The 22,032-nt window shown below is 69.4% G+C and carries 19 protein-coding genes; 6 read left to right on the forward strand and 13 right to left on the reverse strand.

Features of this window, described 5'->3' with window-relative positions:
• Positions 1–29: 29 nt before the first annotated feature.
• The 7 genes from ASG95_RS18875 to topA form a co-directional block, all read right to left on the reverse strand.
• Complete coding sequence (locus ASG95_RS18875) at positions 30–1,055, reverse strand: branched-chain amino acid ABC transporter permease (protein ID WP_057378457.1); 1,026 nt, start codon at positions 1,053–1,055, stop codon at positions 30–32.
• The gene (locus ASG95_RS18880; RefSeq protein ID WP_235544030.1) at positions 1,052–2,011 is read right to left on the reverse strand and encodes a branched-chain amino acid ABC transporter permease; all 960 of its coding nucleotides are present in this window, start codon (positions 2,009–2,011) and stop codon (positions 1,052–1,054) included. The genes ASG95_RS18875 and ASG95_RS18880 overlap by 4 nt, the downstream gene beginning before the upstream one ends.
• A gap of 22 nt (positions 2,012–2,033) precedes the next feature.
• Positions 2,034–3,290: an ABC transporter substrate-binding protein gene (locus ASG95_RS18885; protein ID WP_056921705.1), complete on the reverse strand. Its 1,257-nt coding sequence runs from the start codon at positions 3,288–3,290 to the stop codon at positions 2,034–2,036.
• 87 nt (positions 3,291–3,377) lie between these two features.
• On the reverse strand, positions 3,378–4,094 hold the full coding sequence (locus tag ASG95_RS18890) for an ABC transporter ATP-binding protein (RefSeq protein ID WP_235544032.1): 717 nt from the start codon (positions 4,092–4,094) through the stop codon (positions 3,378–3,380).
• Complete coding sequence (locus tag ASG95_RS18895) at positions 4,091–4,864, reverse strand: ABC transporter ATP-binding protein (protein ID WP_235544034.1); 774 nt, start codon at positions 4,862–4,864, stop codon at positions 4,091–4,093. Before ASG95_RS18895 ends, ASG95_RS18890 begins: the two co-directional genes overlap by 4 nt.
• 196 nt (positions 4,865–5,060) lie before the next feature.
• The gene (locus tag ASG95_RS18900; RefSeq protein WP_057378458.1) at positions 5,061–6,419 is read right to left on the reverse strand and encodes a serine hydrolase; all 1,359 of its coding nucleotides are present in this window, start codon (positions 6,417–6,419) and stop codon (positions 5,061–5,063) included.
• A 4-nt stretch (positions 6,420–6,423) separates the two neighbouring features.
• Positions 6,424–9,252 carry a type I DNA topoisomerase gene (gene topA, locus ASG95_RS18905; RefSeq protein WP_057378459.1) on the reverse strand — a complete coding sequence of 943 codons (2,829 nt, stop codon included), beginning with the start codon at positions 9,250–9,252 and terminating at the stop codon, positions 6,424–6,426.
• 171 nt (positions 9,253–9,423) lie between these two features.
• Here topA and ASG95_RS18910 point away from each other — a divergent pair, with 171 nt between their 5' ends.
• Positions 9,424–10,227, forward strand: coding sequence for a dioxygenase (locus tag ASG95_RS18910; protein WP_057378460.1), 804 nt, complete (start codon positions 9,424–9,426; stop codon positions 10,225–10,227).
• A gap of 98 nt (positions 10,228–10,325) precedes the next feature.
• On the opposite strand, the gene ASG95_RS18915 is transcribed toward ASG95_RS18910, so the two are convergent.
• Positions 10,326–11,396 carry an NAD(P)-dependent alcohol dehydrogenase gene (locus tag ASG95_RS18915; RefSeq protein WP_057378461.1) on the reverse strand — a complete coding sequence of 357 codons (1,071 nt, stop codon included), beginning with the start codon at positions 11,394–11,396 and terminating at the stop codon, positions 10,326–10,328.
• Positions 11,397–11,505: 109 nt separating this feature from the next.
• Between ASG95_RS18915 and ASG95_RS18920 the strand changes: the two genes are divergently transcribed.
• The 3 genes from ASG95_RS18920 to ASG95_RS18930 are packed head-to-tail and all read left to right on the forward strand — an operon-like array spanning position 11,506 to position 13,928.
• Positions 11,506–12,279 carry a TetR/AcrR family transcriptional regulator gene (locus tag ASG95_RS18920; protein ID WP_235544036.1) on the forward strand — a complete coding sequence of 258 codons (774 nt, stop codon included), beginning with the start codon at positions 11,506–11,508 and terminating at the stop codon, positions 12,277–12,279.
• On the forward strand, positions 12,276–12,695 hold the full coding sequence (locus ASG95_RS18925; protein ID WP_057378462.1) for an extradiol dioxygenase: 420 nt from the start codon (positions 12,276–12,278) through the stop codon (positions 12,693–12,695). The genes ASG95_RS18920 and ASG95_RS18925 overlap by 4 nt, the downstream gene beginning before the upstream one ends.
• 60 nt (positions 12,696–12,755) lie before the next feature.
• Positions 12,756–13,928 carry an MFS transporter gene (locus ASG95_RS18930; RefSeq protein WP_057378463.1) on the forward strand — a complete coding sequence of 391 codons (1,173 nt, stop codon included), beginning with the start codon at positions 12,756–12,758 and terminating at the stop codon, positions 13,926–13,928.
• A gap of 52 nt (positions 13,929–13,980) precedes the next feature.
• Here the strand turns inward: ASG95_RS18930 and ASG95_RS18935 are convergent, their stop codons facing one another.
• Both ASG95_RS18935 and ASG95_RS18940 read right to left on the reverse strand, forming a co-directional pair.
• Positions 13,981–14,301 carry a hypothetical protein gene (locus tag ASG95_RS18935; RefSeq protein ID WP_056921698.1) on the reverse strand — a complete coding sequence of 107 codons (321 nt, stop codon included), beginning with the start codon at positions 14,299–14,301 and terminating at the stop codon, positions 13,981–13,983.
• An 11-nt stretch (positions 14,302–14,312) separates the two neighbouring features.
• Positions 14,313–16,076: a sodium:solute symporter family protein gene (locus ASG95_RS18940; RefSeq protein WP_056921697.1), complete on the reverse strand. Its 1,764-nt coding sequence runs from the start codon at positions 16,074–16,076 to the stop codon at positions 14,313–14,315.
• 147 nt (positions 16,077–16,223) lie between these two features.
• Here ASG95_RS18940 and ASG95_RS18945 point away from each other — a divergent pair, with 147 nt between their 5' ends.
• Both ASG95_RS18945 and ASG95_RS18950 read left to right on the forward strand, forming a co-directional pair.
• Positions 16,224–16,649 carry a DUF1801 domain-containing protein gene (locus ASG95_RS18945; RefSeq protein ID WP_057378464.1) on the forward strand — a complete coding sequence of 142 codons (426 nt, stop codon included), beginning with the start codon at positions 16,224–16,226 and terminating at the stop codon, positions 16,647–16,649.
• Between the two features lie 312 nt (positions 16,650–16,961).
• Entirely contained in the window at positions 16,962–17,477 is a 516-nt protein-coding gene (locus tag ASG95_RS18950; protein WP_157582258.1) for an ANTAR domain-containing protein, read from the forward strand.
• Between the two features lie 10 nt (positions 17,478–17,487).
• Here ASG95_RS18950 and ASG95_RS18955 read toward each other — a convergent pair whose 3' ends face one another.
• From ASG95_RS18955 to ASG95_RS18965, 3 genes are read right to left on the reverse strand one after another with little or no spacing between them, the layout of a single operon-like run.
• On the reverse strand, positions 17,488–19,524 hold the full coding sequence (locus tag ASG95_RS18955; RefSeq protein ID WP_057378466.1) for an ABC transporter ATP-binding protein: 2,037 nt from the start codon (positions 19,522–19,524) through the stop codon (positions 17,488–17,490).
• On the reverse strand, positions 19,521–21,257 hold the full coding sequence (locus ASG95_RS18960; protein WP_056921694.1) for an ABC transporter ATP-binding protein: 1,737 nt from the start codon (positions 21,255–21,257) through the stop codon (positions 19,521–19,523). The genes ASG95_RS18955 and ASG95_RS18960 overlap by 4 nt, the downstream gene beginning before the upstream one ends.
• The gene (locus ASG95_RS18965) at positions 21,257–21,868 is read right to left on the reverse strand and encodes a TetR/AcrR family transcriptional regulator (RefSeq protein WP_082592874.1); all 612 of its coding nucleotides are present in this window, start codon (positions 21,866–21,868) and stop codon (positions 21,257–21,259) included. The genes ASG95_RS18960 and ASG95_RS18965 overlap by 1 nt, the downstream gene beginning before the upstream one ends.
• Positions 21,869–22,032: the final 164 nt, after the last annotated feature.

Genomic DNA, 22,032 nt, shown 5'->3' on the forward strand with positions numbered 1-22,032 from the left:
CTAGAGCGAACCGACTCTAACCCAGGCCGTCAGGAGTCGCGGGACGTGCGACGCCTGCGGAGCCAGGAGTTCAGGCCGTTGCGGGCCGTGCCCCAGATGCCGTGCCTGAAGGCCAGCACGATGACGACGAAGATCGTGCCGGTGACGATGCCGATGCCGTTGAAGCCCGACGACGCGAGCTGGTCCTCGAGGGTCACCACCAGGGCGGCGCCGACGACCGCACCCCACAGGGTGCCGATCCCGCCCAGCACCGTGATCAGCACGACCTTGCCGGAGGTGGTCCAGATCAGCTCCTGCAGCGACGCGAACCCGTGGCTGATCGAGAAGACGCCACCGGCGAGCCCGGCCAGCCCGGCCGACAGCACGAACGCCATGATCTTGTAGCGCTCCACGTCGTAGCCCAGGGCCCGCGCACGCGCCGGGTTGTCGCGGATCGCCACCAGGACCCGGCCGAACGGGCTGTTCACGGTGCGCCAGGCGATGAAGACGCCGAGCAGGATGATCGGCAGCGCCGCGTAGTAGAAGTAGAACGAGTCGGCGTTGATGGTGTCGGTGGCGGGGCCGAGGTTCTTCGGGATGCCCTGGAGCCCGTTCTCACCACCGGTCACCGAGCGCCACTGGTTGGCGATGAAGTAGACCATCTGGGCGAAGGCCAGCGTCACCATGGCGAAGTAGATGCCGGTGCGCTTGACCGACAGGTAGCCGATCGGCACGGCCAGCACCATCGCGGCGACCGCGCCGCCGAGCACGGCCAGCGGGAAGGGCACGCCGACGTGGGTGGCGATGAGGCCGGTCGTGTAGGCCGAGGTGCCCCAGAAGGCGGCGTGCCCGAACGACAGGAGGCCGGTGTAGCCCAGCAGCAGGTCGACCGAGATCGCGAACAGTGCCCACGCGGCGATGTCCATCGCCACCGGCGGGTAGATGAACCACGGCAGCGCGAGGGTCACCACCAGGCCGACCGCCAGCATCGCCCACCTGACGGCGGGGCGGCGGGCCGCCACCACGGGACCGGCGGGCAGCTCGACGTCGACCTTGCGCTCCAGCTGCGCACTCATGACGCGGCCTCCTCTCGCCCGAACAACCCGGAGGGCCGGACCAGGATCACCAACGCCATCAGCATGAAGATGAACACCTGGCTGAACCGGCCGGCATACCCCTGGCCGTACGCCTCCACGAGGCCCACCAGGAAGCCCGCGACGACGGCGCCGAGGATCGAGCCCAGTCCGCCGATCACGACCACCGCGAACAGGATGATGATGAAGAAGCTGCCCATGTCGGCGGTGACCGAGCCGGTGGGCGCACGCAGCACTCCCGCCAGCCCCGCCAGGGCGATGCCGAAGCCGAAGACCGGGGTCACCCAACGGCTCACGTTGATGCCGAGCGCCCGGGACCGCTCGGCGTCCTCGGTGGAGGCTCGCACGATCATGCCGACCCGGGTCTTGGTCAGCACCAGCCAGACCGCGAGGCAGACGCTGATCGAGAAGACCGCTGCGAACACCTGGTAGGTCGACAGCGACACCGCCCCGAGGGTGATCCGGCCGTCGAGCCCGGCCGGCAGTGGGTAGGGCAGACCGGAGACCCCGTACTTGCGCTTGACCACGTCGACGAGCAGGAGGGTGAGCCCGAAGGTGAGGAGGAAGTTGTAGAGCGGGTCGAGCCGCAGCAGCCACTGGACGAGCAGCCGCTCCATCAGCACCCCGAACAGGAACATCGCGATCGTCATCAGCGGCAGCGCCCACCAGAACCCGAGGCCGGTGGCATCCAACAGGACGGCCGCGCCGACCGCGCCGAGCATGTAGCAGGCACCGTGGCTGAAGTTGACCACGCCGAGGACACCGAAGATCACGGCCAGTCCCAGCGCGGCCAGCGCGTAGAAGCCACCGAGGGCCAGGCCCTGGAGCGTGTACTGGATGAAGGCGGTCATGTGGCTTCCCGTGGTCGGTGCGGTGCGGTTGTTCTCGAGCTTCGGCCCCGCGAGGTATGCCGCCCGCTCGGGGCGAGCGGGCGGCATACCTCGCGCTCGTGTGGCGGCGTCAGCCCATCTTGCAGGCGGGGTTGGCCGGGCCGTAGGCGTCGGCGGCGGGGATGGTCTTGACGACCTCCTCGTAGTCCCACTCCTCCTTGACCTGGTCCTTGCTCTTGACCTTGACCTGGTAGACGTCGTGGATCACGTTGTGGTCGGCCGCGCGGACCTCACCGTTGCGCAGGAACATGTCGTTGATCTTCTTGCCCTCGAGCTGCTTGACGATGTCGTCGGACTTGTCGGTGCCGGCAGCCTGGACGGCCTCGAGGTAGTTGAACGCGGCCGAGTAGTTGCCGGCGTGGGCGAACGACGGGCGGGTGTTGGTCTTGGCCTTGAACTTGTCGGCCCAGGCCTTGTTCTGGGCGTCGAAGTTCCAGTACCACGCGTCGGTGAAGGTGGTGCCCTTGAACTGGTCGACCCCCAGGCTGTGGATGTCGGTGATGAACATCAGGCCGACCGCGAGCTTGGCCTTGTCGGCCATCCCGGCCTGGTTGTACTGCTTCACGAAGTTCACCAGGTCACCACCGGCAGCCATGATCCCGATGACGTCGGGCTTGGACGAGCCGGCCTTGGTGATGAAGGTCGCGAAGTTCTCGTTGGGGAACGGCGTGGCGATCTTCTGCTGGACCGTGCCACCCGCGCGCTCGACGGCCGCGGTGAACGACTTGGTCATGTCCTGGCCGAAGGCGTAGTCGGGGTAGACGATCGACCAGTTCTTGCCGCCACCCTCGACCAGCGCGGCTCCGGTGCCCGAGGCGAGCATGTAGGTGTCGTAGGCCCAGTGGAACGTGTACTTGTTGCACTGGGCGCCGGTCAGCGCAGTGGTGCCGGCGCCGATGTCGATGAACAGCTTCTTCTTCGCCTTGGCCTGGGTCGCGACGGCGAGCGCCGCCGACGAGGTCGGCACGTCGAGGATGATGTCGGCCTTGTCGCGGTCGTACATCTCCTGCGCCTTGGTGTTGGCGACGTCGGGCTTGTTCTGGTGGTCGGCCGCGACGATCTCGATGTCCTTGGCGACGGCCTTGTCGCCGTACTTGGCCTTGTAGTCGTCGATCGCCATCTGGATGGCGACCTTCGAGTTGGGGCCGGACAGGTCCTTGTAGACACCGGACTGGTCGTTGAGCAGACCGATGACGACCTTGCCGTCACTGATCTTGCCGCCGCCGGAGCTGGGGCCGCCGGCCCCGCCGCACGCGGCGAGCACGAGGCTGCCGGTGACAGCAGTGGCCAGGACGGCCAGGGTCTGTCGGGACGTGGTGCGCTGCATGTTCCCCTCCTGGGGTGTGGTGCCGGACGAGCGGGATGGTTCAGGTGGTCTGGTGACGCGGGGCTGCTCAGTGGGACGCGTTGGGGCTCACATGCCGAGGTACTCGAGGAGCTCGGAGGTGCGGGACTGGAAGGAGTCGTTGTCGAGCGACTCCACGACACGGCCCTGCGCGAGCAGGTAGTGGCGGTCGGCGACGGTGGCGGCGAACTTCACGTTCTGCTCGACGAGGAGCACCGAGACGCCCTGGTCCTTGATCTGGCGGATGATGTCGCCGATCTGCTGGACGATGACCGGCGCGAGCCCCTCGGACGGCTCGTCGAGGAGCAGCAACCGCGAGCCGGTGCGGAGCACCCGGGCGATGGCGAGCATCTGCTGCTCACCGCCCGACAGCTTGGTGCCGGGGAAGTCGCGGCGCTCCTGCAGCACGGGGAACTGCTCGTAGACGCGCTCGAGGCTCCACGCGTCGGCCTTGCTGGTGATCGGGGGGAGGAGCAGGTTCTCCTGCACGGAGAGCGTCGCGTAGATGCCGCGGTCGTCGGGCACCCAGCCGATGCCGGCCTTGGCCCGCTTGTCGGCACTCGACCGGCCGAGCACCTGGCCGGCCCACGAGACCGAGCCCTCGACCTGGCGGTGCAGGCCCATCACCGAGCGCAGCAACGTGGTCTTGCCGGCGCCGTTGCGTCCGACAAGCGTGACCACCTCACCCGGCGCGACGCGCAGGTTGACGTCGGTGAGCACCCGCGCTTCGCCGTACCACGCGGACAGGCCGTCGACCTCGAGGATCTCGCCGGGCACCGGGGTCACCCGGCCTGTCCGAGGTAGGCGGTGACGACGCGCTCGTCGTGGCGCACCTGGTCGTAGCTGCCCTCGGCGAGCACCTGCCCGGACTGCAGCACGGTCACGGTGTCGGCCAGTGATCCGACGACGTGCATGTTGTGGTCGACGAACACGACGGTGCGGCCCTCCGAGACCTTCTTGACGAGCGCGATGGTGCGGTCGACGTCCTCCAGGCCCATCCCTGCAGTGGGCTCGTCGAGGAGCAGCAGCTGGGGGTCCAGCGCGAGCGCGAGGGCGAGCTCGAGGGCCCGCTTCTGCCCGTAGGCCAGCGACCCGGCTGCTGCGCCCGAGCGGTCCGCGAGACCGACCTGGCCGAGCAGGTCCATGGCCCGGTCGCGGAACTGCCGCATCTGCGAGGACGACCGCCAGAAGCGGTAGCCCAGCCCGGTCGGGGAGGCCAGCGCCAGCTCGACGTGGTCGACGGCGCTCATCTGGTCGAACAGGCTGGTGATCTGGAACGAGCGCGCGATGCCGAGGTGGGCGATCTGCTCGGGCTGGCGGCCGGTGATGTCCTCGCCGCGGAAGTGGATCTGGCCCGACGTCGGCGACAGGAAGCCGGTCAGCAGGTTGAACAGGGTGGTCTTGCCGGCACCGTTGGGGCCGACGAGCGCGTGGACGGTCCCCTCGGCGACGCTGAGGCTGACGTCGGAGACGGCACGAAAGCCGCGGAACTCCTTGGTCAGCTCACGGGTCTGGAGCAGTGCTCCTGGCGCGGGCGCGCTGGCGTCGCTGGGCACCGGCACCTCCTCGTGCGGTTCGGTGCGACGGTGGGGGATCCGTCGCGCTGTGCAGAACCCTAGGGCGACCGGAGTGGGCCGGACATGTCCGGGTTCGCCACACAACCGTGCCAGAACATGTCCTCGGCACACATCCGGCCGGTGTCACGGTTTGGCATGTTTTCAGGTAGTTGGGTGACGGGGTATGCCGCGTGGTTCAGTGCCAGCCGTCCGGGTGGACGTCACCCGGGATGTCGGCGTCGGGGTCGTAGGGCGTCCGGCTCAGCCGGAACGACCCCAGGTCGAGGTGGCCGGGGCGTCCGTCGGCGTCGCGGACGACGGTCAACGGCTCACCCTCGAAGTATCCGTCGAGCCCCACCCACCCGGTCTCGGTGGGGCGCAGCCGGGTGCCCCTGAGCTTGCCCGGCTCACCGAGCAGGAGATGGCCGTCGGGGGCGAGGCGCAGGTCGTAGCCGGTGGTGCCCCAGTACCAGTCGCCGACCAGCTCGAGCGCCGCCGACTGATCGGCGTCCGCGTGCCAGGGCTTGACCTCGCGAGGCTCCGCGGCGAGCAGCTCCAACAGGTCGAGACCGAGCGGGCCCATGCCCGAGGTCGCGTTCGCGAAGAGGACGAAGCCGTCGCAGGTGGCCAGGTTGACCCGCAGCCCGGCCAGGAAGCCGGGCATCGAGCCGCCGTGTCCGGCGAAGCGCGCGCCGTCGACGTTCCAGACCTGCCAGCCGAGGCCGTGCGCCCCGGTCCAGGCCTGTTCGGGCGTGTCGTTGACGACGAGCGGCAGGCACATCTCCTCGAGGGTGGCCGGCTCGAGCAGCCCGGCCGTGTCGCCGGCCAGGAAGGTGGCCCAGCGTGCGAGGTCCTCGACCGTCGACCACAGCTGCCCGGCCGGGGCCATCGCCCCGGCGTCGTGCTCGGGCTCGACGTGGAGCAGGTCGGCCATCGGGTGCACGCCCCAGCCGGGCGCCGACGGGGCAACCGGCCGGGTCGTCGTCCGGGACAGGCCGAGCGGCTCGAGCAGGTTCGCGGTCACGACCTCCTGCCACGACGCACCCCGGAGCCGCCCCACCAGCTCGCCCAGCACGGCATACCCGGTGTTGGAGTAGTGGAACCGCGCGCCGGGACGGAACCGCAGGGTCGGCCGGCTCGCCAGCAGGTCGCCCCAGCTGCCGCCCTCGACCCGCTCCCACCACGGGCCCGACGTCTCGGCCTGGAGGCCCGACGAGTGCGAGAGGAGCTGGGCCACCGTCACCGCTGCGAACTCGGCGTCGGCGGTCTCCGGGAGCAGCGAGTCGATCCGGTCGTTCAGCTCGAAGCGGCCCTCGTCACGCAGCCGCATGACCTCCACCGCGACGAAGGTCTTGGTGATCGATCCCATCCGGTACTGCGTGTCGGTGCTCGACGGCTCGCCGTCGGCGCGACCGGAGAGCGTGCCGACCGCACCCGACCACACCAGCTCGCCGTCGCGGACCAGGCCGGCCGCCACCGAGGGCAGCCGGCTCTGCGACTGCTCGGTGGCCAGGCGCAGGTCCAGCTTGCGGGCCGTGGCGGGGTCGATCGGCATGCGGCTACGCCTTCTTCGTCGCGGCCTTCTTGGCCGTCTTCTTCGCAGCCGTCTTCTTCGTGGCGGCCTTCTTGGTCGTCTTCTTCGCCGCCCGCTTGCGCGTGGTGGGGCCCTTGGCGCGCTTCTCGGCCAGCAGCTCGGCGCCACGCTCCGGGGTGATCGCCTCGGGGTCGTCGCCCTTGCGCAGCGTCGAGTTGGTCTCGCCGTCGGTGACGTAGGGGCCGAAGCGACCGTCCTTGACCACCATCGGCCGACCCGACACCGGGTCGTTGCCGAGCTCCTTGAGCGGCGCCGAGGACGCGCGACCGCGCTGCTTGGGCTGGGCGTAGATCGCCAGCGCCTCTTCGAGAGTGATGTCGAAGAGCTGCTGCTCGGAGGTCAGCGAGCGCGAGTCGGTCCCCTTCTTGAGGTAGGGACCGTAGCGGCCGTTCTGCGCGGTGATCTCGACCGGGGTGCCGTCCTCCTCGGTCGACATCCCGACGACGCGGGGCAGGCTGAGCAGCTTGAGGGCGGTGTCGAGGTCCATGGTCGCGAGGTCCATGTCCTTGAACAGGCTCGCGGTGCGCGGCTTGACCTTGGCCTTGCCCTTGAGCGCCGCGGTCTCCTCGTCGAGCACCTCGGTGACGTATGGGCCGTAGCGACCGGCCTTGGCGACGATGTCGCGGCCGGTGTCCGGGTCCTGGCCGAGCACCCTGCCGTCGTCGGCGGACTGGTCGAGCAGCTCGCGTGCCTTGGCCGGGGTCATCTCGTCGGGTGCGATGTCGTCGTTGATGGTCGCGCGGCGCGGCGTGGTGGCGGCGTCGTCGCTCATCTCGCCGGTCGACAGGTCGACGCCCTGCGGGACGGTCTCCTCGACGTAGGGGCCGTAGCGCCCCACGCGCACGACGATGCCCTCGCCGATCGGGATGGTGGAGATCTCGCGGGCGTCGATCTCGCCGAGGTCCTCGACGAGGTGCTTGAGCCCTTGGCCGGAGCGACCGATGTTCGGCAGCCCGCCGGGTGAACCAGTCGTGGCGCCGTCAGCCAGCCCCTCACCGCTGAGCCCTTCACCGCTGAGCCCTTCACCAAAGTAGAAGCGCTGCAGCCAGGCGGCGCGCTGCTCGTCGCCCCCGGCGATGCGGTCGAGGTCCTCCTCCATCGAGGCGGTGAAGTCGTAGTCGACCAGCTCGGTGAAGTGCTCCTCGAGCAACCGGGTGACCGCGAAGGCCAGCCAGGTGGGGATGAGGGCGTTGCCGCGGGTGTTGACGTAGCCGCGGTCCTGGATGGTGCCGACCGTGCTGGCATAGGTGGAGGGTCGACCGATCCCCTTCTCCTCCATGGCCTTCACGAGAGTCGCCTCGGTGTAGCGCGGCGGGGGCGAGGTCTCGTGGCCGTCGGCGTCGGCGCGCAGCGTGGTGATCGCCACGCCCTCGCTGAGCTTGGGGAGGCGACGCTCCTCGTCGGCCTCCTGGGCGCGGCTGATCTGCTCCTCGTCGCGGCCCTCCTCGTACGCCGCGAGGAACCCGCGGAAGGTGATGACCGTGCCGGAGGCACTGAACTCCACGACCCGGCCGTCCTCGAGCGTGCCGCCGAGCTTGACCGTGGCGGTCGACCCGCGGGCGTCGGCCATCTGCGAGGCGACGGTGCGCTTCCAGATCAGCTCGTAGAGCGCGAACTCGTCGCCGCGCAGCTCGCCGGCGACCTGCGCCGGGGTGCGGAACCGGTCACCGGCGGGGCGGATGGCCTCGTGCGCCTCCTGGGCGTTCTTGACCTTCTTCTCGTAGCGGCGAGGGGCGTCGGGCACGTACTCCGCGCCATACAGGTCGCGCGCCTGCTGGCGGGCGGCGGTGAGGGCGGCCTCCGACAGCGTGGTGCTGTCGGTGCGCATGTAGGTGATGTAGCCGTTCTCGTAGAGCCGCTGGGCGACCCGCATCGCGTTCTTCGACGAGAGCCGCAGCTTGCGCGACGCCTCCTGCTGGAGGGTGCTCGTCGTGAAAGGTGCGGACGGACGCCGCGTGTAGGGCTTCTCCTGGACGCTGGTGACCTTGACCTGAGCCGAGATCACCTGTCGCGCAATGGAGTTCGCGGTCTCCTCGTCGAGGTGGACGACGTTCTTCGACTTGAGCGTGCCGTCGTCGGCGAAGTCGCGGCCGGTGGCCACGCGGGCGTCGTCGACCGCGGAGAGGCGCGCGCCGAACTGGTTGGACGTGCCGTCGGGCGTGAAGTCACCGACGACGTCCCAGTAGGACGCCCGGACGAACGCCATCCGCTCGCGCTCGCGCTCGACGACCATGCGGGTCGCGACCGACTGCACGCGGCCTGCGGACAGACCAGCCTTGACCTTGCGCCACAGCACCGGGCTGACCTCGTAGCCGTAGAGGCGGTCGAGGATGCGGCGGGTCTCCTGCGCGTCGACCATCGCGACGTCGAGGTCGCGGGTGGTGTTGGCGGCCCGCTGGATCGCTTCCTTGGTGATCTCGTGGAAGACCATCCGCTTGACCGGCACCTTGGGCTGGAGCACCTCGAGCAGGTGCCAGGCGATGGCCTCGCCCTCGCGGTCCTCATCAGTGGCGAGGTAGAGCTCGTCGGCACCCTTGAGCAGCCGCTTGAGCTCGGAGACCTTCTTCTTCTTGTCGGCGTCGACGACGTAGTAGGCCTCGAAGCCGTTGTCGACGTCGACGCCGAACCGGCCGAACGGGCCCTTCTTGATGTCGGCGGGCATCTCCGACGGCGTCGGGATGTCGCGGATGTGGCCGACCGACGCCTCGACGTCCCAGTCCTTGCCCAGGTAGCCGCCGATCGTCTTCGCCTTGGCCGGCGACTCGACGATGACGAGCTTGCGCCCCTCACTCATGGTTCAACCTCAGTTCCTGACCCCATGTGCAGCGGATTCGTCGCTGCATGGACACGGCATCGCGGATGACGGTATCCGAGCGCGTCAAGTTCGCGTCGCACCGCCCGGCGTTCGGTCCGTGGCTTCCGGTGATTAGTTGAAGGTTCAAGTAAAGTGGGATACGCTGTCCCCATGAGTGAGACCGCCACCACCACCCGCCAGCCCGTGCTGTACCTCAGCCACGGCGCCCCGCCGCTGGCCGACGACCCGGTGTGGACCGACCAGCTCTCGACGTGGTCGACGCAGTTCGACAAGCCGGCGAACATCCTCATGGTCTCCGCGCACTGGGAGGAGGCACCGCTGTCGCTGTCCGCGACGACCGGCGACGTCCCCCTGGTCTACGACTTCTACGGCTTCCCGCGGCACTACTACGAGGTGACGTATGCCGCCCCGGGTGCACCTGAGCTCGCCGCCGACGTCGCCAAGCTCGTGCACTCCACCGACACCCCGGTCCACCGTGACGAGACCCGCGGCCTCGACCACGGCGCCTACGTGCCGCTCGTCGAGATGTACCCCGAGGCCGACATCCCCGTCCTGCAGATGTCGATGCCGACGCTCGACCCGAGGGCGTTGTTCGACCTCGGCCGCAAGCTCGCTCCCCTCCGCGACCAAGGCACCCTGATCGTCGGCTCCGGCTTCACCACGCACAACCTGCGCTGGTTCAACCCGGCCGGCGGCCCCGACGGCACGCCGCCCAGGGCCTCGTCGGAGTTCGACAACTGGGCCGCCGAGGCGCTCGAGCGCCAGGACGTCGACGCCATCCTCGACTTCATGCAGAAGGCTCCGGCCGCCCGTGAGGCGCACCCGCGCACCGAGCACTGGGCGCCGTTGTACGTGAGTCTCGGCGCGGCATACGAGTCCGGCAGCCTGGACAACAAGAGCGTCATCGACGGCTTCTGGTTCGGGCTGAGCAAGCGCTCCTGGCAGTTCGCCTGACCCGCCCCCTCTTCCCCGCACTTGTTGCGCGCTCGTGGTCACCGAGACCCGGTTTCCCCGGCCTTGTGACCACCTGAGCGCAACAAGTCCGGCTTGGGTCAGGGGATGACCACCGACTTGCCCCTGGCGTGGAACTCGCCCTGCACGCGCAGGGCCTCGGGGGCGTCGGCGAGTGCCCAGCGCCGGTCCATCACCGGAGTCACCAGCCCGCGGGCCACCAGGTCGACCACGAGCTCGAGGTCGGCCCGGTTGCGCGACGCCACCTTGAACGCCGGCGCCCGCTGGCTGCCGAACGCGAAGTAGACCGGCACGCTGAGCATCCGCGGCATGGGGTGCAGCCACTTCGACTTCGGCGAGGTGACCATCACGTAGCTGCCCCCGGGTGAGACCAGGCGGCGGCTGTCGCGCAGGGTCAGGCTGCCGGCGTTGTCGAAGAACAGGTCGAAGGTCTCCCCCAGCGCCCGGACGTCCTTGCGGGTGTAGTCGACGACGCGGTCGGCGCCGGCTCGGCGGGCCGCCTCGACGTTGCCGGTGCTGCACACCGCCGTCACGTGGGAGGCCCCCAACGCCTTGGCGAGCTGGACCGCGAAGCTGCCGACACCGCCCGAGGCGCCGTTGACCAGCACCCGCTGACCCGGCTCGAGCCGACCCCAGTCGCGCAGGCCCTGGAGCGCGGTCTCGGCGGCGACACCGATGGTTGCGGCAGTCTCGATCCCTACCCCCTCGGGGACTGGCACCAGCCAGTCGGCCGGCGCCACGACGTACTCCGCGAACGCCCCTCCGGACACCTCACCGAAGACCCGGTCGCCCGGCTGGAACCGCGTGACCGCCGACCCGACGGCCTCGACGACCCCGGCCACGTCGGCGCCGGGCACCTGGCGCTTGGGGCGACGCAGGCCCAGCGTCGGGCGGGCGAACATCGGCAGCCCGGTGACGTAGTGCCAGTCGAGGGCGTTGACGGACGCGGCCGCGACCCGGACGAGCACGTCGTCGGGCCCCACCTTCGGCACCGGCACGGTCTTGACGACGACGACCTCCTCCGGGTTGCCGTAGCGCTCGTGCACCGCCGCGCGCATCGTCGTGGGCGTGGGACCGGTATGCCGCGGGGCGGGCTCGGTGGTCACGCTCGGCGGCGCCGACGAAGGGCTGGTGTGGTCGAGGTCGGTCATGGTGGCTCCTGGGTGGGGTTGAACTTACGGTGTAAATATACGGTGTAAGTTAGCCCTACGCCGTAAGTCTGTCAACGGCCGAGAGCTAGCATTCGTGAGGACCGCCCGCGTGCCCGACCCCAGCCGACCGGAGGGACCCGTGACCGACACCGTCGAGAGCGACACCAGCCGTGACCCGGCCGGCGCCACCACGAAGGGCACGCCGCGCACCCCGCTCAGCCGCGAGCGCGTCATGCGTGCTGCGGTCGACGTGGCCGACGCGGAGGGCATCGCGGCGGTCTCGATGCGGCGGATCGGGCAGGAGCTCGGCGTCGAGGCGATGTCGCTCTACAACCACGTCGCCGGCAAGGAGGCGATGCTCGACGCGATGGTGGAGCAGGTCGCCACCGAGCTCGTCGCCGCCGTGGCATCGCTCGACTCCCCCGACCCGGCCACCGACTGGCGGGGCGCGCTGCGGGCCCGGGCCCTGGCCGCCCGTGAGGTGATGCTGCAGCACCGGTGGGCCCCGGGCGTCCTGGAGACCCGCACCAGCATGAACCTCGACATCGTGCGCTACTACGACGGGGTCGTGGGGATCCTGCGGGCCGGCGGGTTCAGCCACGACCTCGCCCACCACTCGCTGCACGCCCTCGGCAGCCGGGTCATCGGCTTCTCGCAGGAGCTCTTCGACCCCGGTGACGCCGCGGCCGGCGACGCCTCGGAGGAGATGCTGGCCGCGATGGCGAGCCAGATCCCGCACCTCGTCGAGATGCTCGGTGAGGTGGCGCACGACGACCCCGGCTCGACGCTCGGGTGGTGCGACGACCAGACCGAGTTCGAGTTCGGGCTCGACGTCGTGCTCGACGGGCTGGAGCGGCGCCGGGCTTCTACCGTGGTCCCATGATCACCGCCCTGCACACCTTGGTCTACGCGCACGACCCGGCCGCAGCCCGCGACTTCTTCCGCGACGTGTTGCGCCTCCCCGCCACCGACACCGGCGGTGGCTGGCTCATCTTCCGCACCGGGCCGAGCGAGCTCGGCGTGCACCCGTCCTCGTGGGACCACGGTGGCGAGTCCGACGGTGACGCGCAGGTGGGCGGCACCGACCAGCGGTTCGACCTGTCGCTGCTGTGCGACGACCTCGAGGCGACCATGGCCGAGCTCGGGGAGCGCGGCGCCGAGTTCGACGGTGACGTGACCGAGCAGTCGTGGGGCACCACGGTGCAGCTCGTCGTCCCAGGTGCCGGCACCATGACGCTCTACCAGCCGCGCTACCTGCCGCCGGCGCTGGGCACCTCCGAGCTCGAGGCGATGTGGTGAGGTGGGTCCAGTGGTGACGCACGGCCGGTTCGGCAGGCGGGGCCGTGTGGTGACGCTGGCGTGAGGGATCTCCCCGGCTGGGTCCGGTGGCTGCTCGTCGGCCGGTTCGTCAACGCCCTCGGCTCGATGGCCTGGGTCTTCATCCCGCTCTACCTGGTCTCCGACCGCGGCCTGAGCGAGGGCGCCGCAGGGTCGATCGCGGCCGTCTGGGGCTTGGGCATGATCGCCGGCAACCTCGCCGGCGGCTCGGTCGGCGACCGCTTCGGACTGCGCCCGACGCTGGCGCTGGCGTCGCTCGCCTCGGCCGTCGGCTGCCTGCTCGTCCCGGTGACGCCGACTCCCGGCCTGCCCGTCGTGCTGGCGCTCATGGGCGCGCTCGGCGGGGTGGGCCGACCGGTGTCGTTCGCCCTCGTCACGAGCGCCCTGCCGACCGAGCACCGCCGGCAGGCGACCGCGTGGATGCGAGCGGTCAACAACGCCGGCACCGTCCTCGGCCCACCGCTCGGAGGCCTGCTGGCCGTGCACCACTTCGGCGCGATCTTCGTCATCGACGCAGTCGCGAGCCTGATGATGCTCGGCGTCGTGATGTTCGTCGTGCCGACCGCCGCGCGCGTCCCGCTGCCCGACGGCACGCCCACCCGGCTGCTCGCTGCCCTGCGCCAGGACCCGCGCTTCGTCCTGCTGCTGCTGACGGTCGTCGCCGCCGACACGGCCTACCGGTTCGCCTACTCCGCCGTGCCCTGGCAGCTCGACGCCCTCGGCGCCGCCCCGTGGATCTACGGCACGACGATCTCGCTCAACTGCGCGCTGATCGTGCTGTTCGAGCCGTGGCTCGCGCACCGGCTCCGCGACCGCGCCCCCGAACGCCTGATCGCCCTCGGCTTCCTGCTCGTCGGCGTCGGCTGGGTGGTGGTGGCTCCCTCGCCGGGCATCGTGGTGGTCCTCGTCGCCGTGGCCGTCGTGACCGCCGGCGAGATGCTCTACAAGCCGACGGCCACCGCGCACGCGTCGGACCGCGCACCCGACGGCATGCACGGTCGCTACCAGAGCCTCTACGGCGCGGCCTCGATCGGCGGCACGGTCATCGCGCCACCGCTCGCCGGGGCGCTCTTCGAGCTCAGCCCCCGGCTGATGTGGGTGTGCGGAGGCGCGCTGGGCATGGCCGCCGCGGCGGTCCTGGCCTTCACCGGCAGCCAGGCCCTGCGTCGCCAGCCAGTCCGCGAGACCCACTGACCGGTATGCCGGGTGGTGACCACCCGGCATACCCCGCCGTTGGGGTCTGCAGCTAGTGGCCGCCGGGGCGGCGCCGCGGTGCAGGTCGGGTCGGGTCGTCCTCGACCCGCTCGACGTCGGCGGGGACGATGATCGGCTTGAGCCGCGCCCACACGAGGAAGACCGCGCCGGCTACGGCCAGCGCGAGGCCGGTCCAGAGGTTGGCGTTGACGCCGCCGGTCTTGGCTTCCTCGGTGTCCATGAAGAGCCCTGCGGCAAGCAGCAGCACGCCGTAGATGGCGAGCAGGGCCCCGATGATGTTGCGGATGTCGAACGCACCGGCGGTGTGGCCGCCGGATGCCTCGGCCGAGGTGTCGGTCTTCTTGTCGGACATGTGCAGCCTCCTTAGAACGCGAAGTTGAGGACGAGGACCATGACGAGTGCGATGCCTGCGAGGGGCAGGGTGCGTTGGTACCAGGGGAGACTCGCCTCTTCGGGGTCGACGAGGTCCTCCCTCGGCGTCTCGGAGTAGACCAGCCCCTTGAGCTCTGAGGCCGGTTTGGGCTGGGTCGCCAGGCTGACCACGACGCTGAGGACGATGTCGACGACGAAGGCCGTCGAGGCGGCGACGAAGCTCGCGCCCTGCCCCGAGAGCGGGATGACCCCTTGGCTGAGGGAGCCGAACGCGTCCTCCGAGAGGAAGGCCACCAGCACTGCGGAGAGGGTGCCGCTCGCGAGGCCCACCCAGCCCGCGGTGGCGGTCATCCGCTTCCAGAACATGCCGAGGATGAACGTCGCGAACAAGGGCGCGTTGAAGAACCCGAACAGTGTCTGGAGGTAGTCCATGATGTTCGAGAAGCTGCTCGCCAGGGTCGCCGTGAAGATCGCGATGAGGGTCGCCGCCACCGTGGCCAGCCGGCCGATCCGCAGGTAGTAGTCGTCGCTGTGGTCCTTGCGGATGTAGCGCTGCCACAGGTCGTAGCTGAAGACCGTGTTGAAGGCCGAGATGTTCGCCGCCATGCCGGCCATGAAGGCAGCCAGCAGTCCGGCGATGGCCAGGCCCAGCAGGCCGTTGGGGAGGATGTCGCGCATCAGCAGGAGCAGGGCGTCGTTGTACTTCACCCCTTCGCCGGAGGCACCTCCCGGCGGGCTGCCCCCGCCCTTGAGGTCGATGATCTCCTTGACCAGGACTGCCGACACCATGCCGGGGAAGATGACGAGGAACGGCACGAACATCTTGGGGAAGGCACCGATGATAGGCGTCTTGCGAGCCGCCGAGATCGACTTGGAGGCCATCGCGCGCTGCACCTCGACGAAGTTCGTCGTCCAGTAGCCGAAGGACAGCACGAAGCCGAGCCCGAAGACGATGCCGACCACCGACCAGAACGGTGAGTCGAAGCCGGACAGCGCCTGGCCCGGCCAGGACTCGAGCTGCTGTGCCGCCGGAGCCACCTTGGAGCCAGCCGGTTGGGACTCGGCGAAGGCCGTGATCTTGTCCTTGAGGCCACCGTACCCACCCACGCGGTGCAGGCCGATCAGGGTCAGTGGCAGGAGCGAGGCGACGATGACGAAGAACTGCAGGACCTCGTTGTAGATCGCTGCCGACAGGCCGCCGAGGGTGATGTAGGACAGCACGATCGCCGCGGCCACGATGAGCGCGACCCAGAGCGGCCAGCCGAGCAGCGCGTGCACGATCGACCCGAGGAGGTAGAGGTTGACGCCGGCGATGAGCAGCTGGGCGAACGCGAAGCTGATCGCGTTGACCAGGTGGGCTCCCTTGCCGAACCGCCGGAACATGAACTCCGGGACGGAGCGCACCTTGGAGCCGTAGTAGAACGGCATCATCACGACGCCGAGGAACAGCATCGCCGGGATCGCCCCGACCCAGAAGTAGTGCACCGTCGGCAGCCCGATCTCCGCACCGTTGGCCGACATGCCCATGATCTCGACGGCACCGAGGTTGGCCGAGATGAACGCCAGGCCGGTCACCCACGCGGGCAGCGAACGCCCCGACAGGAAGAAGTCGATCGAGTCGGAGACGGACCGTCGGGCCATGACGCCGATGCCGAGGACGAACGCGAAGTAGATCGCGACGAACGTGTAGTCGAGCCAGTTGGCATCGATCAGGGGTTCGGCAGCGGGTAGGGCGAGGTGGGCGAGGGCGTTCATCAGCGACTCCTGGGGTACGTCTGCGGACCTCACGACAACCTAGGGCGTATGCCGCGAATCGGCACCCGGGCAAGCGTCGCCCTACGGCTCCGAGGCCGCGCCGCCCGGGCGCCGCATCGTCCCGGCGTTGCTAGCATCTGGCTCGAGATGGAGACCGCTGAGCTCGTCGAGGCCTACCTCGCCAGCCAACCCGAGGCCAAGCAGGCCGACCTCCGACAGCTGCACGCTCGGGTGCTGGCGGAGTTTCCGACCTGCCGGCTGTGGTTCACCGACGGCACCAACGACGACGGCAAGGTCGTGGCCAACCCGAACATCGGCTACGGCGCCTACACCATCAGCTACGCCGATGGATCGTCCCGCGAGTTCTATCGAATCGGCTTGAGCGCCAACACGTCTGGCTTCTCGGTCTACGTGCTGGGTCTCGACGACAAGACCTTCCTCCAGCGCACCTACGGCGAAACGATCGGCAAGGCGAGCGTGACGGGCTACTGCATCAGGTTCAAGCGCCTGGCCGACATCGACGCCGACGTCCTCCAAGCAGCCATCCGCCACGGCATGACAGCATCCGCCTGATGCATTGACAGCACCCATGACGGGTGCCATGGTCATGTGCACCGAACGACTAGTGCTGACCCGGACCCTGCAGCGCATCGCCGCGTAGCAGCTGCGCAGACAGGGTCCTCCTCATGCACCGACCGATTGACCCGCCAGTCGCGGATGAGTCCTGTGCCTGAGCGTCCACCTCCCACGTCGCTCAGCCATTCCGTTGCCGCGGCCGTCGGCTCCACGCGCTTGCTCGCAGGCGCGTCGTTCGAGCAGATCCTGGTCATGTCCCCGGCTTTGGCGATCCGGGCCATTCCCCTGACGGACCGCGCAGAACTCCGGGTGACCAGACCGGGGGACCCCGGTGTCGCTGCGTCGACTGCCGACCGCGACGCCACCCGGCCCGGAGCGCTCAGTCGCCCGGGCTCCCACGTCGTGTGCCTGCCCATTGCCCTTCTGGATCGGGCAGGAGCGGGAGAGCTCCGACTGTTCACGGGTGCGACCGGCGGATTCGATGCCGCGGCCGTCGTGGTGGCGGAGATCGTGGCCAGCCAGATCGAGGCGGCCTTGGACCAGGCCTTCGTGGACGGGAACCCGGGCCCCGCGTGGGGGAACGAGGCCACGATGGGCCGCCGACGTTCCTACGACACCGGTGTGGCCACCGGTCTGGTCATGGCCAGCCATGGGTTGGATCGGGAAGCGGCGTACGAGGTGCTGCGCGGCATAGGACAGTACACGAACCGCACGGTCGCAGAGGTCGCCGCGCAACTCATCCAGGTCGCCGAGTCGGGAGCCCATCCGCCCCAGCTTCGCCTCGTGGACTCGACGCGAACCAAGAACCCGAGGCGCCGCCGTTGAGCGACGGGGCTCAGACCTTGGCGACGGCCAGGTCTGGCGCGGGCGCCTCACCTGTGTCGACGTCCACGGCCGCGCCGCTGAACTGCGCCGCATAGAGCTCGGCGTAGGCGCCGCCGCTCGCGAGCAGCCGCTCGTGCGAACCCTGCTCGACGATCTGGCCGTCGCGCATCACGAGGATGACGTCGGCGTCGCGGATGGTGGACAGCCGGTGGGCGATGACGAAGCTGGTCCGGTCGTGGCGCAGCGCCGACATGGCCTGCTGCACCAGCAGCTCCGTGCGGGTGTCGACCGAGCTGGTGGCCTCGTCGAGGATCAGCAGCGCCGGGTCCGACAGGAAGGCGCGCGCGATGGTGATGAGCTGCTTCTCGCCCGCGCTGATGTTGCCGCCCTCGGCGTCGAGCACCGTGTCGTAGCCGTCGGGGAGCGAGTGCACGAACCGGTCGACGTACGTGGCCTTCGCCGCGGCGATGACCTCGTCCTCGCTCGCACCGGGCCGTCCGTACGCGATGTTGTCGCGGATCGTCCCGCCGAACAGCCAGGTGTCCTGCAGCACCATGCCGATCTCGCTGCGCAGGTTGTGCCGGGTCAGGTCGGTGATGTCGACGCCGTCGAGGGTGATCCGGCCGGCATCGAGCTCGTAGAACCGCATGATCAGGTTGACCAGGGTGGTCTTGCCGGCGCCGGTGGGCCCGACGATCGCGACCGTCTGGCCCGGCTCGACGCTGAGGTCGAGGTGCTGGATCAGCGGCTTCTCCGGGTCGTAGGAGAACGACACGTCCTCGAACTTCACCAGCCCGTGCGGGTCGTCGAGGGTGGTCGGGGCGACTGCGTCAGCCCGCTGCTCCGGCGCGTCGAGCACGTCGAAGACCCGCTCGGCCGAAGCGACCCCGGACTGCAGCAGGTTCGCCATCGAGGCCACCTGCGTGAGCGGCTGGGTGAACTGGCGCGAGTACTGGATGAACGCCTGCACGTCGCCGAGGCTCATCGATCCGCTCGCCACCCGCAGGCCACCGACGACGGCGATCACCACGTAGTTGAGGTTCCCGATGAACATCATCGTCGGCATGATGATGCCGCTGATGAACTGCGCGCCGAAGCCGGCGTTGAACAGGTCGTCGTTCTTCGCCTTGAACGATGCACGCACCTCGTCCTCGCGACCGAAGACCTTGACCAGCTGGTGGCCCGTGAAGGTCTCCTCGACGATGCCGTTGAGCTCACCGGTGCTCTTCCACTGCTGCACGAAGTGCTTCTGGGACCGCTTGCCGATGGTCGCGGTGACGACCATCGAGACCGGGATCGTGACGAGCGCGATCACCGCCAGCAGTGGCGAGATGTAGAGCATCATCGCGACCATCGCGACGACGGTCAGCAGCGACGTCAGCATCTGGCTGAGCGTCTGCTGCATGCTCTGCGCGACGTTGTCGATGTCATTCGTGACGCGGCTGAGCAGCTCACCACGCGGCTGGTTGTCGAAGTAGGGCAACGGCAGTCGGTTCAGCTTGTCCTCGACGTCTCGCCGCAGGTTGAAGATGGTGCGGTTGACGGCGCCGGTGAGGATCCAGCCCATCGCCCACGACAGCACGCTCGCGACGGCGTAGAGGGCGAGCACGAACAGCAGCACCCGCCCCACGGCACCGAAGTCGATGCCGAAACCGGGCCTGAGGTGGTCCATCTTCGCGATCAGGTCGGCCTGCTTGTCCTGCCCCTGGGCGCGCAGTCCCTGGACGACCTGGTCACGCGTGGCGGTGGACGGCAGCTGCTTCCCGACGAACCCGGCGAAGATCAGGTCGGTCGCCCGCCCCAGGATCTTGGGCCCCACGGCGTTGAGGGCGACGCTGGCCACGGCCAGTGACAGCACGGCATACAGCGACGTCCGCTCGGGCTGGAGCAGCGAGAGCAGCCGCTTGGCCGACGGCCCGAAGTTCTGCGACTTCTCGGTCGGCATGCCCAGCGACATCGGACCGCGCCGCTGGGCAGCATTCGCACCCGGGCCACGACGGGCCTCGGCGGCCTTCTCCTCCTCGGTCTTCACACCTTCGGCAGTCATGCCGCGGCCTCCTCTGCAGATCGCTGCGACTCGACGATCTCGACATACGTCGGACACGTCTCCAGCAGCTCGTCGTGGCGGCCTGCGCCGACCACCTTGCCGTCGTCGAGGACGACGATGTGGTCGGCGTCGATGATCGTCGAGACCCGTTGGGCCACGACGATGACTGCGGTATGCCGCGTGACCGGCCGCAGCGCGGACCGGAGCCTCGCGTCCGTGGACAGGTCGAGGGCCGAGAAGCTGTCGTCGAAGAGGAACACCTCGGGCTTGGCCACCAGGGCTCGGGCGATGGCGAGCCTTTGCCGCTGACCGCCCGAGACGTTGGTGCCACCCTGGGCGATGGGCGAGTCGAGGCCCAGCGGCATGGCGCGCACGAAGTCCTCGGCCTGCGCGATCCGCAGGGCGTCCCAGAGCTCGTCGTCGGTCGCCTCGGAGTCGCCGTACCTCAGGTTGGACGCGACCGTGCCGGTGAACAGGTAGGGCTTCTGCGGCACCAGCCCGATCCGCGACCAGACGTCCTCGAGGGCCGCATCGCGCACGTCCACCCCGCCCAGGCGCACCGACCCGCCGGTCACGTCGTAGAGGCGCGGGATGAGGGACACCAGCGTGGACTTGCCTGCGCCCGTGCTTCCGATGATGGCGGTGGTGCGGCCCGGCTCGGCGGTCATCGAAACCCCTTGCAGGACAGGCACGTCCGCCCCCGGGTAGCAGAACTCGACGTCACGCAGCTCCACCGTGGTGCCGGTGCGCGGGATCGCCACGGGCGCAGACGGCTGGACGACCGTGGAGTCGGTGTCGAGAACCTCGGTGATCCGCCCGGCGGAAACCGTCGCGCGCGGGATCATCATCGACATGAAGGTCGCCATCATGACCGACATGAGGATCTGCATCAGGTAGCTCATGAAGGCGGTGAGCTCGCCGATCTGCATCTGACCGTTCTCCACGCGGTGCGAGCCGAACCACAGCACGGCCACGGTCGAGGCGTTGAAGATCAGCATGACGATCGGGAAGATCATCGCCATCAGCCGGCCGACGGCCAGCGCGGTGCCGGTGTACTGCGTGTTGGCCTCGGCGAAGCGATCCTGCTCGTGCTCCTCGCGGACGAAGGCGCGCACGACGCGGATGCCGGTGATCTGCTCCCGCAGCACGCGGTTCACCCAGTCGACCGACTCCTGCATGAGCCGGAACTGCGGGATCATCTTGCGGATCACCAGCGCGACCGACAGCGCCAGCGCGGGCACGGCGACGGCCACGAGCCAGGACAGCCCGACGTCCTCGCGCAGCGCCATGATGATGCCGCCGACCATCATGATCGGCGCCGACACCATCATCGCCGCGCCCATGAAGACGACCGTCTGCACCTGGGTGACGTCGTTGGTGTTGCGGGAGATCAGGGTGGGGGCCCCGAACCTCGAGACCTCCTGCGCGGAGAAGTCGCCGACCCGCGCGAAGATGCCGGCCCGCAGGTCGCGGCCCAGGCCGGCAGCCGACTTGGCCCCGAGGTAGGTGGCGGCGACGGTGGCGACGATCTGCACGAGCGACACCGCGAGCATCCACCCGCCGGTGCGCACGATGAAGCCGGTGTCGCCCTTGGCCACGCCCTCGTCGATGATTGTGCCGTTCAGGCTGGGCAGGTAGAGCGAGGCCATCGTCCCGATGAGCTGCAGCCCGACGAGCACGGCGACCAGACCGCTGTATGGCCTGAGGTAGTCGCGGATGATCCGGATGAGCACTAGTTCTTCCCCCTCGTGGTGGTTGGTCGGGCCAGCGCGCCCTCGAGCACGACGTCGACGAGCTCGGAGGCCGTCGAGTCCTGGCCGTCGAGCATGGGGTGCACGCTGGAGAGCGTGAGCATCCGCAGGTAGCCGATGAAGTTGAGCACCGGGATCCGCAGCCGCTGCGCGTCGTCGCCGATCAGGTCGGTGAAGGCCTGGTCGAGCTCGGCGGTCCCCTCCTGGCGACGGCGCAGCGCCTTGGCGTCCATCGGACGGTGCAACGGCTGGCCGGACGACTGCAGCACGCTCATCAGCGCGAAGATCCCCTGGAGGTGCTTCTGCATCACGGTGACCGCCGCAGCCAGGCGGTCACGCAGCGGCAGGTCGCGGTCCACGGCCGCCAGCTCGGCCTTGACCGCCGCGGTGTCGAACGCCTCGTGGACGCAGGCGTGGATGATCTCGTCCTTGCTGTCGAACACCCGGAAGATCGTGCCCTCGGCGATGCCGGCCGCCTTGGCGATCTCCTTGGTGCTGATGCCGCGGCCCTTGTCCCGCAGCAGCGGGATCGTGGCGGCGATGATCGAGGCCCGCCGGTCGTCGGGGGCCATCGCGGGAGCGCGGGGTGACATGGGAATCAGTATGAGTGAGTGAGCACTCACTCACAACCACGTTTTCCACCTGCACAAACGGACCCACTCATGACAGATGTCCCGGCGGTCACTCACTCGGTTCGAGGCCGCCACCCCACTCGGTTCGATGTAAACCCGCCGGGATTCGCCGGCGGGTTTACATC

Source organism: Phycicoccus sp. Soil803 (genome assembly GCF_001429685.1).
Lineage (GTDB): Bacteria > Actinomycetota > Actinomycetes > Actinomycetales > Dermatophilaceae > Pedococcus.

Coding starts and splice junctions, on each gene's coding strand:
- ASG95_RS18875 (WP_057378457.1), bottom strand. CDS start 1,055: ATGAGTGCGCAGCTGGAGCGCAAGGTCGACGTCGAGCTGCCCGCCGGT.
- ASG95_RS18880 (WP_235544030.1), bottom strand. CDS start 2,011: ATGCCGCCCGCTCGCCCCGAGCGGGCGGCATACCTCGCGGGGCCGAAG.
- ASG95_RS18885 (WP_056921705.1), bottom strand. CDS start 3,290: ATGCAGCGCACCACGTCCCGACAGACCCTGGCCGTCCTGGCCACTGCT.
- ASG95_RS18900 (WP_057378458.1), bottom strand. CDS start 6,419: ATGCCGATCGACCCCGCCACGGCCCGCAAGCTGGACCTGCGCCTGGCC.
- topA (WP_057378459.1), bottom strand. CDS start 9,252: ATGAGTGAGGGGCGCAAGCTCGTCATCGTCGAGTCGCCGGCCAAGGCG.
- ASG95_RS18910 (WP_057378460.1), top strand. CDS start 9,424: ATGAGTGAGACCGCCACCACCACCCGCCAGCCCGTGCTGTACCTCAGC.
- ASG95_RS18915 (WP_057378461.1), bottom strand. CDS start 11,396: ATGACCGACCTCGACCACACCAGCCCTTCGTCGGCGCCGCCGAGCGTG.
- ASG95_RS18925 (WP_057378462.1), top strand. CDS start 12,276: ATGATCACCGCCCTGCACACCTTGGTCTACGCGCACGACCCGGCCGCA.
- ASG95_RS18935 (WP_056921698.1), bottom strand. CDS start 14,301: ATGTCCGACAAGAAGACCGACACCTCGGCCGAGGCATCCGGCGGCCAC.
- ASG95_RS18940 (WP_056921697.1), bottom strand. CDS start 16,076: ATGAACGCCCTCGCCCACCTCGCCCTACCCGCTGCCGAACCCCTGATC.
- ASG95_RS18945 (WP_057378464.1), top strand. CDS start 16,224: ATGGAGACCGCTGAGCTCGTCGAGGCCTACCTCGCCAGCCAACCCGAG.
- ASG95_RS18955 (WP_057378466.1), bottom strand. CDS start 19,524: ATGACTGCCGAAGGTGTGAAGACCGAGGAGGAGAAGGCCGCCGAGGCC.
- ASG95_RS18965 (WP_082592874.1), bottom strand. CDS start 21,868: ATGTCACCCCGCGCTCCCGCGATGGCCCCCGACGACCGGCGGGCCTCG.